Source organism: Neisseria subflava (genome assembly GCF_024205745.1).
In the GTDB taxonomy this organism is placed as follows: Bacteria; Pseudomonadota; Gammaproteobacteria; order Burkholderiales; family Neisseriaceae; genus Neisseria; species Neisseria flavescens_B.
This window is the reverse complement of sequence record NZ_CP073117.1, coordinates 809,423-822,366: the sequence shown is the minus strand read 5'-3', so window position 1 is coordinate 822,366 and position 12,944 is coordinate 809,423. Positions and strand designations below refer to the sequence as shown.

Genomic DNA, 12,944 nt, shown 5'->3' with positions numbered 1-12,944 from the left:
AAGGGTATGGGCTTTCAGACGGCCTGATGTTTATCGGCGTTTGGCAGCTTTTTTGCTTGGCGCGGCGGCAGGTTTTTGCGGCTCGATGATGACGGTGCTCATGCGCTCGTCGGTCAACATCCGGGCGGCGGCCTGTACTTCTTGCGCGCTGACTGCCTGTAAGCGGCGGTGGATTTCTTGTTCGTCGGTATATTGGAAACCGCGCGCTTCGAGGCAGCCCATCATGGAGGCTTGGGAAGACATGGAGTCTTTGGCGTAGATTTCGTTGACCGCTGCCTGGGTTTTGACGCGCTGCAATTCTTCTTCGGAAACGCCGTTGTCGGCAATGTCTTTGATTTCTTGGCGCAGCTGGGCAATCAGAGTATCGGTTTTCACGCCTTCGGCAGGCATGGCCATTATGCTGAACAGCGGCATTTCACGGCTGATGATGTCGTAATGCGTTCCTGCGCTCAATGCGGTTTGCTTGCCGCGCACGAGGTTTTTGTCAAAACGGCTGGACGCGTTGCCTGCCAAAATATCAGAGAGGACGTCGAGGGCAAAAGGCATTGCGTCATCGAATTTTTGGAGTTTCGGCACACGGAAGTTGATGGCAATCAGCGGCTGGTGTGTGACCGGAGAAGTGGCTTTGACTGTAACAGGCTTGCGCAAATAGGGTTCGGTATGGAGTTTGTTGCGCGGCGGTTGGGCTTTGGCCGGAATATCGCCAAAGAGTTTGGCGGCCGTCTGAAGCGTTTGTTTGGCATCGACATCGCCGACAATAACCAATACGGCATTGTTGGGCGCGTAATATTGTTTGTACCACGCGCGCAAGTCGCCGGCTTTTAGGGTGTGCAAATCTTTCATGTAGCCGATGACGGAGGCACGCATGGACGGTTGGGTAAAGGCGGCAAGATAGGCTTGTTCCCACATTTTGCCGTCGGCCGTGTCTTCCGTGCGCTGGCGGCGTTCTTCACGGATGACGTTCATCTCGTTGAGGAATTCTTTGTCGCTGAAGTTGAGGTTGTGCATGCGGTCGGCTTCGAGCTTCAGAATCTCGGGCAGGTTGGCGGCGGCGACGTTTTCGTAATACACCGTTTCATTGCGGCTGGTGTAGGCATTGTTTTGTCCGCCCAGCTCGGACACGCGGCGGTTGAACTCGCCGGAGGGAACGTCTTTCGTGCCTTTAAACATCATGTGTTCCAAAGCGTGGCTCAGGCCGCTTTTGCCCGGTTTTTCATCCACGCTGCCGATTTTGTACCAAATCTGCGAAACGGCTACGGGCGCGCGGTGGTCTTCTTTGACGATGATTTTCAGACCGTTGGGCAGGGTTTCAGAAAGCGTCTGCGCCCATGAAGCGGCAGGCAGCGCGAAGGCAAGAATTAAAGCAATTCGGCGTAACATGGTTCAATCCGTAAAATGAAAATCAATTGCCAAAGTATAGCGGAAAATCTGAAAGATTGGCCGAATGTTTCAGACGGCCCGGGCTTTATCTGCTGATTCACATCAAGTGCGGCCGTTGCCAATCTTTACCGTCGCGCCTCATTCGCGGATAATCCCAAACATTCCCGTTTCCAACCATCACAAAGGAATCATCATGGCATTTTTGAAACTGACCGAACAAGATGTTCAAGGCAAAACCGTTCTGATCCGCGCCGATATGAACGTACCGTTCAAAGACGGCAAAATCAGCGACGACACCCGTATCCGCGCTTCGCTCGCATCCATCAAATACTGCTTGGACAACGGCGCATCTGTGATCGTGATGACCCACCTCGGCCGTCCGACCGAAGGCGAATTCCATCCTGAAGACGATGTAGCGCCTGTTGCCGCGCATTTGGGCAAACTGTTGGGCAAAGACGTGAAAGTATTGAACGACTGGCGTGAAAACAAACCGACTTTGAATGCCGGTGATGTCGTGATGTTGCAAAACGTGCGCATCAACAAAGGCGAGAAGAAAAACGACTTGGAGCTGGGCAAAGCCTACGCTTCTTTGTGCGACGTGTTCGTCAACGACGCATTCGGTACCGCCCACCGCGCCCAAGCTTCGACTGAAGCCGTTGCCCAAGCCGCACCGGTTGCCTGCGCCGGCGTACTGATGGCAGGCGAACTCGACGCTTTGGGCAAAGCCTTGAAACAACCGGCTCATCCGATGGTTGCCATCGTTGCCGGCAGCAAAGTATCTACCAAACTGACCATCCTTGAATCTTTGGCCGACAAAGTCGACCAACTCATTGTCGGCGGCGGCATTGCCAATACCTTCCTGTTGGCAGAAGGCAAAGCCATCGGCAAATCTTTGGCCGAACACGATTTGGTGGAAGAATCCAAAAAAATCATGGCAAAAATGGCGGCCAAAGGCGGCTCTGTTCCGCTGCCGACCGATGTGGTTGTCGCTAAAGCCTTTGCCGCCGATGCGGAAGCTGTGGTGAAAGACATTGCCGACGTTGCCGAAGACGATATGATTTTGGACATCGGTCCGAAATCCGCCGCTGCTTTGGCCAAGTTGCTCAAAGCTGCCGGTACGGTCGTATGGAACGGCCCGGTCGGCGTGTTTGAGTTTGACCAATTTGCCGGCGGTACCAAAGTATTGGCCGAAGCGATTGCCCAAAGCGATGCGTTCTCAATTGCCGGCGGTGGCGACACTTTGGCGGCGATTGCCAAATTCGGCGTAACCGATCAAATCAGCTACATCTCTACCGGCGGCGGTGCGTTCCTTGAGTTCTTGGAAGGCAAAGAGTTGCCTGCCGTTGCTGCTTTGGAAAAACGCGGCGCATAATCGGTTTTAATATCGATGGCTGAATAAAGGCCGTCTGAAATCTGGAAATCAGGTTTCAGACGGCCTTTTGTTTTGGTTTTTATTCGAGTAAGTGTTTAGCTGGACTCAACGCCGATGATGGGCAGACTTGTTGCTAAACAGGCTGGAAAGTGTCCGGCTCTTTTCAAACGGCCTCCACGTCGGCTTGTCGGTGCAATGCCTGGTAGCACGGAGTAAGCTGGCGGATGATCAGGTCGAGCTGGTGTTTGAGGATGTGGTCTTGTTGCGCTTGTGTGTTTTGTTCAAGCTCGGCAAATTCCTGACGGATTTGGGTCATGGCCGTTTCAAAAGCCTCGGGGTCGGTTTGGGGCATTTGGGTCAGCAACTCGGCGATGTGGTGGGTCAGCTTGGCATAGGGTGCAAAGCCGTCGTTGCCGTCGATTCGGACTTGGTCGCGGTATGCGCCGAGCGCGGAAATGTGGCCGGTCAGCGCATAGCTGGTTTTGAGCAGGGTAAAACCGTCTTGCAGGCGGTCTTGGTATTTTTTCGGGTTGCTGCTCATGTCCGACAGGGTACTGCTGAGGGCGGCGGTGCTTTCGTGTGCTTGGCGGCGGGTGAGGCGGTAGTCGAAATCGTCGCGGCTGCCGTTTTGCAGCTGGTCGAGGATGGCGTCGAGATAGCGGCCGTTGGCAGTGATGGTTTGGGCGGCGGTGTGGCTGAGAGTGAGGTAACGCCAATCGGGCCAGAGGTAGGTGGCGGCAGCCCATGCGATCACGGAACCGACAATGGTGTCGATGATGCGGATGGGCATGGCGTGGTACACGTCCAAACCGGCAAGCGATAGGCTGGTCAGGGCTTGGATGGTGATGAAGAAGGTGGAGAAGCTGTATTTGTAGCTTCGGGTCATGAAGAACAGGGTGGTGCTGGCGATGACAATCCAGAGCTTGGTTTCAACGGACGGGGTGAAGTAGGGGACGAGCGAACCGACAATTACGCCGAGAATTGTACCGGCAATGCGTTGGTACACGCGGCTTTTGGTAGCAGTGTAGTTGGGTTGGCAGACGAAAAGTGCGGTCAGCAGAATCCAGTAGCCGAGGTTGAGATGGAGGATTTCGACAATGATGCAGGCCACGGCCACGACGATGGAGAGTCGGGTGGCATGGCGGAAGACGCCGGAGTCGAAATTGAGCTGGCTGAGGACGGTTTCGCCGATATTGCGGAAATTGGTGTTTTCAAGGGCGGCGATGCGGGTGTCGGCGTTGTCGTTTTCGGCAAGGGACGCATCGTTTTGCAGTTGCCGCAGTTGGTAATCGACGCTGCTGAGGTTATCGAGCAGGCGGCGGATATTGTGGAGGTTGGCATTGTCGGCATGGGTCTCGGCAAAATGGCTGATGGATTGGCGGCAGCCTTCCATGGCGCGGCCGAGGCGTTTGCTGTATGCGTAGGGTTTGTTGTTGCGCAGGGAGGCGGCAACGTTGCGGCACGCCTGGCCTTGTATTTCGAGCAGGCGGCGGATGCGGAAGATGAGGTCGGTGTTTTTGAGCTGCTCGGCCATTTCGCTGTAATCGACGTGGGCGGAGCTGATGCGTTCGTGCATGTCTTGCGCACAGAGGTAGTAGCGCAGCATTTTGGCGGTACGCGGATGGCGGTGTTGGCCGCGCAATCGGTAGAAAAGTGCGCCGCGGCATTGGTTGAAGGCGGTAATCACGCCGGTGTTGCTCATAGCCAAGTCGATTTGACGGTTGCCCAACCATGCGGCTTCGTCGGGGTCGAAAAAGTCGGCCTTGGCATCGAAGTAGTTGCTGAGTGCATCATAGGCGTTGGCGACGGTTTCTTGGACGGGGCGGTGGGGCAGGATGATTTGGAAGATTAGGGTGTTGACGCTGTATAGGACAGTGCCCAACAGAATCATGACAGGGTTGGTCAGCCAGTAGGTCTCGGAGGTGTAGGTCAGCGTGGTGTAGGTGGCGACGGCGAGCGCACCGAAAGCGAAGGTGCGGTATTTGAGGCCGACGGTGCCGAGGATGGTGAAGCCGAAAGTCATCAGGGTCATGGCCAAGATGAAGGGAACGCCTGTGCCGATGGTGCTTTGGGCAAGCAGCGAGGAGAGGGTAAACAGGGCAACGGTGATGACGATGTTTTTCAGACGGCCTGTGAGGCGGTTGTCCAAATCAACCAAACCGCCGGCAATAATGCCGAGTACGAAGGGCATAACCAGTTTGGGCGTGTCGAAGTGCCAAACAAGGGTAGCGGCGATAAACACGCTGGCGAAGACAGGTAGGGAGGCAATGATCAGAGGTTTGAGAGGCGGAGTTTTCATGATGATGTTGTTTATTATTCGTTATGAGGTGAATGATTGGATTTTAACAGGATTTTCAGTTGGTTTCAGAATGCTTGAAATAGGATAAGGCCGTCTGAACGGATACGGGGAAATACTTGATTTCGTTTCCACATCCGTTCAGACGGCCTTTTTCTGGCTTACGCCATTAGGTCATCAGGTTGAGGTCGCTGATGCGGTCGTAGAGGCGTTCGGTATTGTTGCCCTCGTCGTGCATTTGAATGCGCAGGCGCAAATCGTTGGCAGATACCGCTTGGCGCAGGGCTTCGCTGAGTTCGATTTGGCCTTGTGCGTAGAGGTTGAAGAGGTTTTGGTCAAACGTCTGCATGCCGTTACTGCCGGAGCGTGCCATCAGGTCGCGGATTTCCAGCAATTCGCCTTTGAAAATCAAGTCCTGCATGGCCGGAGTATTGAGCAGGAGGTCGGTAACGGCCGTGCGTTGGCGGTTTTTCTTGGTGGTGAGGCGTTGGCCGATGATGCCGACAAGGTTTAACGCCAAATCCATCAAAACCTGTTGGCGGCGGTCTTCCGGATAGAAGTTGATAATGCGCTCGATGGTTTGGGAAGCTGTGCTGGCATGGATGGTGAAAACGCACAGATGGCCGGTTTGAGCCAGTTGGAGGGCGTATTCTATGCTTTCTTCGCTGCGGACTTCGCCGATACAGACGACATCGGGTGCTTGACGCATGGCGCTTTGAACGGCGGTTTTCCAGTTGTCGGTATCGATGCCGATTTCGCGCTGGGTGAAGATGCTACGGCAAGGTTTGTAGATAAACTCGATGGGGTCTTCGATGGTGACGATATGGCCGGGCAGCTTTTGGTTGCGGTAGTTGAGCATGGAGGCCATGGTGGTGGATTTACCCGAACCGGTTGGGCCGGCGAGGATCAGCAGGCCGCGCGGCGCGAGTGCAAGCTCTTGGAGTTTTTCGGGCAAACCGAGGGTCTTCATTTCGGGAATGTCTTGGCTGACGCGGCGCAATACCATGCCGACGCGGCCTTGCTCGTGGTAGGCGTTGACGCGGTAGCGCGTGTTGCTGCGCGATTGGACGGAATAGTTGATTTCCCAGTAGCGGTTGAAGGCTTCGAGCTGGTCGGGGTTCATGGTAGATTCGGCGATGGCGGCGGTGTCCGCGCCGGACAGCGCTTTGTGGGGCATGGGCGTGAGGGTGCCGCCGACTTTGATGGCAGGGGGAAAGCCTGCGCTGATGAAGATGTCGGAGGCGTTGCGTTTTTCAGCCTCTTCACACATGCGGTCGAGCAAGGGGTGAAGATGTGTGCCGATTTCGGCCGGGGTGGGGATGTGCGGTGCTTGGTTTTTTTGTGAGTAGGCTTGCACCATTTCGCTTAACAGGTCGTGCAGAGGGGCGAGGTCGCTCATGATGATTCTCTTTAAAACGGGTATTCGGTCAGGCTGAAAGGCCGTCTGAAAACGGGATGATGGGGTTCAGACGGCCTGAGTATGGTTTAGAAAACAGAGAGGTTTTCGATGTTTTGCGCTTTGCTGCGTGCCAGCTCGGGGCTGATGGTGCCTTGGCGGACAAGGGTTTGCAGGGCTTGATCGAGGGTTTGCATACCGTGGGCCTGACCGGTTTGGAGGGCGGCGTTGATTTGGGCGATTTTGTTCTCGCGGATGAGGTTGCGTACGGCCGGTGTGGAAATCAGGATTTCGTGTGCAGCGACGCGGCCGTTGCCGTCGCGGGTTTTCAGCAGGGTTTGGGAAATGATGGCGCGCAAGGATTCGGACAACATGGAGCGTACGATTTCTTTTTCGCCTGCAGGGAATACGTCAACAATACGGTCGATGGTTTTGGCGGCGCCGGTCGTGTGCAGCGTGCCGAAAACCAAGTGGCCGGTTTCGGCGGCGGTCAGGGCGAGGGAGATGGTTTCAGGGTCGCGCATCTCACCGATCAAAATTACGTCGGGGTCTTCGCGCAGGGCGGAACGCAGGGCGTTGGTAAAGCTATGGGTGTGTTGATGCAGCTCGCGCTGGTTGATGAGCGCCTTTTTGCTTTGGTGGACGAACTCAATCGGGTCTTCGATGGTCAGAATGTGGGCCGGTTGGGTTTCGTTGATGTAGTTGACCATCGCCGCCAGCGTGGTGGATTTACCCGAACCGGTCGGGCCGGTTACCAAGACCAAACCGCGCGGATTTTCGGCAATTTTTTGGAAAATGCGCGGCGCACGCAATTCTTCCAGTGTCAGGACGGTGCTCGGAATGGTACGGAATACGGCGGCCGGGCCGCGTTCGGTCATAAAGGCGTTGACGCGGAAACGGGCAACATTAGGCAGCTCAAATGAGAAATCGACTTCAAAATCCTGTTGATAGAGCTTACGCTGGTGGTCGTTCATGACCGAGGTAATCATGGTACCGACTTCTTCCGAGCTCATCTCGGGCAGGTTGATGCGGCGGATGTCGCCGTGTACGCGTATCATGGGGGAAATGCCCGAACTCAAATGGAGGTCGGAGGCTTTGTTTTTCACGCCGAACGCGAGTAAGTCGGTAATCTGCATAATGTGGCCTTGTTTTGGTTTAGAATAATAAAATCGCTTTATTTTAAATAGATAAATCCGTTCGACCAAGTAAAATTTTCAAAATGCCGAGTGATGAACGGGTTAAAGGAGAAAACCATGTCGGTATTGCAACAAAACTATCAGGACGTATGCCGGACAGTTGAACAGGCGGCTGAGGCTGCCGGACGGCCTGCGGATGCGGTAAAGCTGGTAGCGGTCAGCAAGACGTTTCCGGCAGACGATATCCGCGAAGTGTATGCGGCCGGTCAGCGTGATTTTGGCGAGAACTATATTCAGGAATGGTTTGAAAAAACGGAAACGTTGGCCGATTTGCCGGATATTGTTTGGCACGTTATCGGCGATGTGCAGTCTAATAAAACCAAATTTGTGGCTGAGCGCGCACATTGGGTGCATACGATAGGCCGTCTGAAAACGGCGCGGCGCTTGAGCGAACAAAGGCCGTCTGAAATGCCGCCGTTGCAGGTGTGCATTGAAGTGAACATTGCCGCGGAAGAGGCGAAACACGGCGTGGCACCCGCTGAAGCGGTTGCGCTGGCCCTTGAAGTGGCCAAGTTGCCGAATATTAAAGTGCGCGGATTGATGTGTGTGGCCAAGGCCGACAGCAGCGACGATGAGTTGCGCAGCCAGTTTCATACCATGCAACGGCTATTGGCTGAGCTGAACGCGGCAGGCGTCGAAGCAGATGTTTTGTCTATGGGTATGTCCGGAGATATGCCAATCGCGGTAGAATGCGGCGCAACCCATGTCCGCATCGGCAGCGCGATTTTCGGCAGACGGGAACAAAAACAAAAAGGAGAAGGCAGCCAATGAAACAGATTATCTCGGTCGTTTTGCTTGGTTTGACCTTAACGGGTTGTCGGTTGATGGGCTGGTATCAATGTGAGTCCTTATCGGGCTTGTGCAAACCCAAAAAGCCGGCAGCAATAGATTTTTGGGGAATTAAAGGCGAACCGCCGCCTTCTATCGAGGATTTCCGCGGGAAGCGTTTGGCGGACGGGAATTATTCTGTTGACGATAATGCTTATCGTACTGCAGCTAATGATTATTTCAGTAGGAAAATCAAAAAGTTTGAAGCTTGCGGGCTAGCTTGGCAAACCCGCGATAAACGCCCTTTAGCGGAAACTTTTAAAAAAGAAGGATTGGATTGTTTGGAAAAACAGGGTTTATACCGAACACCACTGCCCGAAAGCGTCCGTTGGTAAAAAGGTCGTCTGAAATTTTGTCGGTATGATGGAAACGGTATTTCAGATGACCTCAGCAAATGTATCTCATTTAAAAAATTAAGGAAATTTATGAACATCTACTTTTTAGGCGGCGGCAATATGGCAACTGCCATTGCAGGCGGTTTGGTCAAACAAGACGGCTATCGTGTCCACATTGTCGAACGCGGCGCTGAGAGACGAGCGCAACTGGTGCAAGAATTGGGTGTAGCCACTTCTGAAAACCTGCCAGAATTGAGTGCGGACGATGTCCTCATTCTCGCCGTCAAACCGCAAGACATGCAGGCAGCCTGTCAAAATATCCGTTTGAATGGTGCGCTGGTGTTGTCCGTAGCGGCAGGTTTGTCCATCGATACCCTCAGCCATTATCTGGGCGGTACACGCCGTATCGTACGCATCATGCCCAATACGCCGGCCAAAATCGGTTTGGGCGTATCCGGTATGTTTGCCGATGCAGGCGTTTCAGAAGCCGACCGCACAGCCGCCGACGGCATCATGCGCTCTGTCGGCACAACCGTTTGGCTGAACGAGGAAGAGCAACTCCACAATATCACCGGCATCAGCGGCAGCGGCCCCGCCTATGTTTTCTATCTGTTGGGCGCGCTCCAAAATGCGGCTTTGGCACAAGGTTTCAACGAACAAGACGCACGCGAACTGAGCCTTGCTACATTTAAAGGCGCAGTGGCTTTGGCCGAACAAACCGGCGAAGTATTCGCGCAATTACAGCAAAACGTGACTTCCAAAGGCGGCACGACACACGAAGCCATCGAAACCTTCAAAGCCTGTCACGTTGCCGAAGCCATCGAACAGGGAGTAGAAGCCTGCGTCAAACGTTCGCAAGAAATGGCGCAACAATATAAGGCCGTCTGAACATGCGCGGCGACTTGCTCTTATTATTGGCAGACGCTATTGCCATCCTGTGTATCACACGCTTTTTGCTCCGATACGCAGGATTGGCAGCAGAACACCCCCTGCTCAAATTCAGCATACAGGCAACAGGCTGGCTGACCAAACCTTGGCAAAAAGCATTTCCATCCGGCGAGAAAACCGATTGGTACTGCCTGCCTTCAGGTTTTCTGGTGTACTACCTTGCCTGTACCGCCATTATTTTCATCTCACCGGCGCTGTCCATCAGCAATAAGCTGATTTTGGCAAACTTCTGGTTTGCCGCACTCCATATGCTGAAAGCCACGGCCTATACATTACTTATCGGTCTGATTATTAGGATGGTGTCCGGCATACAAGGTCGCTATTCGCCGTTGACTTATGCCATCGAACGAATCCTGCAGCCATTGCTCAAACCGTTTTCCTTCTTACGCGTAGGACGGTACGATTTTTCAGGCAGTTTGTTGGCACTCTTATTATGGTTGTGGCTGGCCCGATGGTTTCCCCAACTGATCCAGCAAACCAACCTGTGGTTGCTTCAATAGGCCGTCTGAAAGCGCAGCAGGTATTAACGACCAAAAATACAACGTTCTAAAAAGCGCTTTAATACATTTAGGTGTAAGGTAGTGCAAAAAAGTGCAAATCGAAATATAAAGAACAAATGAATAGGTAAAACATGATATGATTCGCCCGATTTCCAAAACGGAAATTTAAGAAAACCCAATAAAAGCAAACCCGTAGCATCCAAATTATTAACAACAAACCGAAAGCAGACACCATGGCAAAGCTGACAGAACAAGATATTTTAAACTGGGATGGTCCTGAAGAGGACTACATGAACAGCGACCAATTGGCCTTCTTCCGCGAACTACTGGTTAAAATGCAAGAAGAACTGATTGAAAATGCAAACACCACTACCGGCCATCTTCAAGAGCACGAATCCGCCCCCGATCCTGCCGACCGAGCTACTCAAGAAGAAGAGTACGCTTTAGAACTGCGCACTCGCGACCGCGAGCGTAAACTTCTCAATAAAGTGCAAGCGACTATCCGCAGCATCGATGAAGGTAATTACGGTTTCTGTGCCGATACCGGCGAACCCATCGGCCTCAAACGCCTGCTGGCACGTCCGACCGCGACATTGTCCGTAGAAGCGCAAGAGCGACGCGAACGAATGAAAAAACAGTTCGCTGACTAAAATATAAAGATAGATAAACCTCAAAAGGCCGTCTGAAAGAGCATTTCAGACGGCCTTTGTTTTGTGTTTTTTGTATGTATGGATTGTATAGGAAGGTTGCTGGAGTTTTTTATAAAATAAAAACCCTGTTAAAACAGGGCGGTGGTTGGATTTTTGAAAATATTTTTGCGAGAGGTGTTGACTGGTTTTGTTGTGAGGCGTATAGTTCGGTTCTTCGCTGCTGACGCGGTGAAGAAAACGAAGCAGACAGTATAACACAGTTGGTTGAAATTTTCGATAATTTTAGTTGACATTTGCTAAATGTACTGTATAATTCGATTCGCTCTTTAAAAAACAGATTACCGATAAGTGTGAGTGCATTAGGCCTCACACTGTTTGAAAGACAGACAAGATGATGTTTTAGACATTGTCCTGTCGGTTTCTTTGAAGCAGACCAGAAGTTATAAGTTAGAGATTGAACATAAGAGTTTGATCCTGGCTCAGATTGAACGCTGGCGGCATGCTTTACACATGCAAGTCGAACGGCAGCACAGAGAAGCTTGCTTCTTGGGTGGCGAGTGGCGAACGGGTGAGTAATATATCGGAACGTACCGAGTAATGGGGGATAACTAATCGAAAGATTAGCTAATACCGCATATTCTCTGAGGAGGAAAGCAGGGGACCTTCGGGCCTTGCGTTATTCGAGCGGCCGATATCTGATTAGCTAGTTGGTGGGGTAAAGGCCTACCAAGGCGACGATCAGTAGCGGGTCTGAGAGGATGATCCGCCACACTGGGACTGAGACACGGCCCAGACTCCTACGGGAGGCAGCAGTGGGGAATTTTGGACAATGGGCGCAAGCCTGATCCAGCCATGCCGCGTGTCTGAAGAAGGCCTTCGGGTTGTAAAGGACTTTTGTCAGGGAAGAAAAGGACAGGGTTAATACCCCTGTCTGATGACGGTACCTGAAGAATAAGCACCGGCTAACTACGTGCCAGCAGCCGCGGTAATACGTAGGGTGCGAGCGTTAATCGGAATTACTGGGCGTAAAGCGAGCGCAGACGGTTACTTAAGCAGGATGTGAAATCCCCGGGCTCAACCTGGGAACTGCGTTCTGAACTGGGTGACTAGAGTGTGTCAGAGGGAGGTAGAATTCCACGTGTAGCAGTGAAATGCGTAGAGATGTGGAGGAATACCGATGGCGAAGGCAGCCTCCTGGGATAACACTGACGTTCATGCTCGAAAGCGTGGGTAGCAAACAGGATTAGATACCCTGGTAGTCCACGCCCTAAACGATGTCAATTAGCTGTTGGGCAACTTGATTGCTTAGTAGCGTAGCTAACGCGTGAAATTGACCGCCTGGGGAGTACGGTCGCAAGATTAAAACTCAAAGGAATTGACGGGGACCCGCACAAGCGGTGGATGATGTGGATTAATTCGATGCAACGCGAAGAACCTTACCTGGTCTTGACATGTACGGAATCCTCCAGAGACGGAGGAGTGCCTTCGGGAGCCGTAACACAGGTGCTGCATGGCTGTCGTCAGCTCGTGTCGTGAGATGTTGGGTTAAGTCCCGCAACGAGCGCAACCCTTGTCATTAGTTGCCATCATTTAGTTGGGCACTCTAATGAGACTGCCGGTGACAAGCCGGAGGAAGGTGGGGATGACGTCAAGTCCTCATGGCCCTTATGACCAGGGCTTCACACGTCATACAATGGTCGGTACAGAGGGTAGCCAAGCCGCGAGGTGGAGCCAATCTCACAAAACCGATCGTAGTCCGGATTGCACTCTGCAACTCGAGTGCATGAAGTCGGAATCGCTAGTAATCGCAGGTCAGCATACTGCGGTGAATACGTTCCCGGGTCTTGTACACACCGCCCGTCACACCATGGGAGTGGGGGATACCAGAAGTAGGTAGGGTAACCGCAAGGGGCCCGCTTACCACGGTATGCTTCATGACTGGGGTGAAGTCGTAACAAGGTAGCCGTAGGGGAACCTGCGGCTGGATCACCTCCTTTCTAGAGAAAGAAGAGGTCTGATGCATTCACACTTATCGGTAAACTG

At 52.9% G+C, this 12,944-nt stretch carries 10 protein-coding genes and 1 rRNA gene; 7 read left to right on the top strand and 4 right to left on the bottom strand.

Annotated elements, in window-relative coordinates:
- Positions 1-30 precede the first annotated feature (30 nt).
- Positions 31-1,380 carry a M16 family metallopeptidase gene (locus tag KCG55_RS04090; RefSeq protein ID WP_254323447.1) on the bottom strand — a complete coding sequence of 450 codons (1,350 nt, stop codon included), beginning with the start codon at positions 1,378-1,380 and terminating at the stop codon, positions 31-33.
- Between the two features lie 193 nt (positions 1,381-1,573).
- Between KCG55_RS04090 and KCG55_RS04085 the strand changes: the two genes are divergently transcribed.
- Positions 1,574-2,752 carry a phosphoglycerate kinase gene (locus tag KCG55_RS04085; protein ID WP_254323446.1) on the top strand — a complete coding sequence of 393 codons (1,179 nt, stop codon included), beginning with the start codon at positions 1,574-1,576 and terminating at the stop codon, positions 2,750-2,752.
- Between the two features lie 163 nt (positions 2,753-2,915).
- Here KCG55_RS04085 and yccS read toward each other — a convergent pair whose 3' ends face one another.
- From yccS to KCG55_RS04070, 3 genes are all read right to left on the bottom strand, one after another.
- Positions 2,916-5,051 carry a YccS family putative transporter gene (gene yccS / locus KCG55_RS04080; protein WP_254323445.1) on the bottom strand — a complete coding sequence of 712 codons (2,136 nt, stop codon included), beginning with the start codon at positions 5,049-5,051 and terminating at the stop codon, positions 2,916-2,918.
- Positions 5,052-5,217: 166 nt separating this feature from the next.
- Positions 5,218-6,447 carry a PilT/PilU family type 4a pilus ATPase gene (locus tag KCG55_RS04075; protein WP_254323444.1) on the bottom strand — a complete coding sequence of 410 codons (1,230 nt, stop codon included), beginning with the start codon at positions 6,445-6,447 and terminating at the stop codon, positions 5,218-5,220.
- 86 nt (positions 6,448-6,533) lie between these two features.
- Positions 6,534-7,580 (bottom strand): type IV pilus twitching motility protein PilT, encoded by a 1,047-nt coding sequence (locus KCG55_RS04070; RefSeq protein WP_004519239.1) that lies wholly within the window; start codon positions 7,578-7,580, stop codon positions 6,534-6,536.
- Positions 7,581-7,697: 117 nt separating this feature from the next.
- Between KCG55_RS04070 and KCG55_RS04065 the strand changes: the two genes are divergently transcribed.
- The 6 genes from KCG55_RS04065 (at position 7,698) to KCG55_RS04040 (ending at position 12,898) form a co-directional block, all read left to right on the top strand.
- Positions 7,698-8,411: a YggS family pyridoxal phosphate-dependent enzyme gene (locus tag KCG55_RS04065; protein ID WP_254323443.1), complete on the top strand. Its 714-nt coding sequence runs from the start codon at positions 7,698-7,700 to the stop codon at positions 8,409-8,411.
- Complete coding sequence (locus tag KCG55_RS04060) at positions 8,408-8,803, top strand: RNA-binding protein (RefSeq protein ID WP_254323442.1); 396 nt, start codon at positions 8,408-8,410, stop codon at positions 8,801-8,803. Before KCG55_RS04065 ends, KCG55_RS04060 begins: the two co-directional genes overlap by 4 nt.
- A gap of 90 nt (positions 8,804-8,893) precedes the next feature.
- Positions 8,894-9,691, top strand: coding sequence for a pyrroline-5-carboxylate reductase (gene proC, locus KCG55_RS04055; RefSeq protein ID WP_254323441.1), 798 nt, complete (start codon positions 8,894-8,896; stop codon positions 9,689-9,691).
- A 2-nt stretch (positions 9,692-9,693) separates the two neighbouring features.
- On the top strand, positions 9,694-10,251 hold the full coding sequence (locus tag KCG55_RS04050; protein WP_254323440.1) for a YggT family protein: 558 nt from the start codon (positions 9,694-9,696) through the stop codon (positions 10,249-10,251).
- 233 nt (positions 10,252-10,484) lie between these two features.
- Positions 10,485-10,901 carry an RNA polymerase-binding protein DksA gene (gene dksA / locus KCG55_RS04045; RefSeq protein WP_049350731.1) on the top strand — a complete coding sequence of 139 codons (417 nt, stop codon included), beginning with the start codon at positions 10,485-10,487 and terminating at the stop codon, positions 10,899-10,901.
- Positions 10,902-11,357: 456 nt separating this feature from the next.
- Positions 11,358-12,898, top strand: a 16S ribosomal RNA gene (locus KCG55_RS04040).
- Positions 12,899-12,944 lie beyond the last annotated feature (46 nt).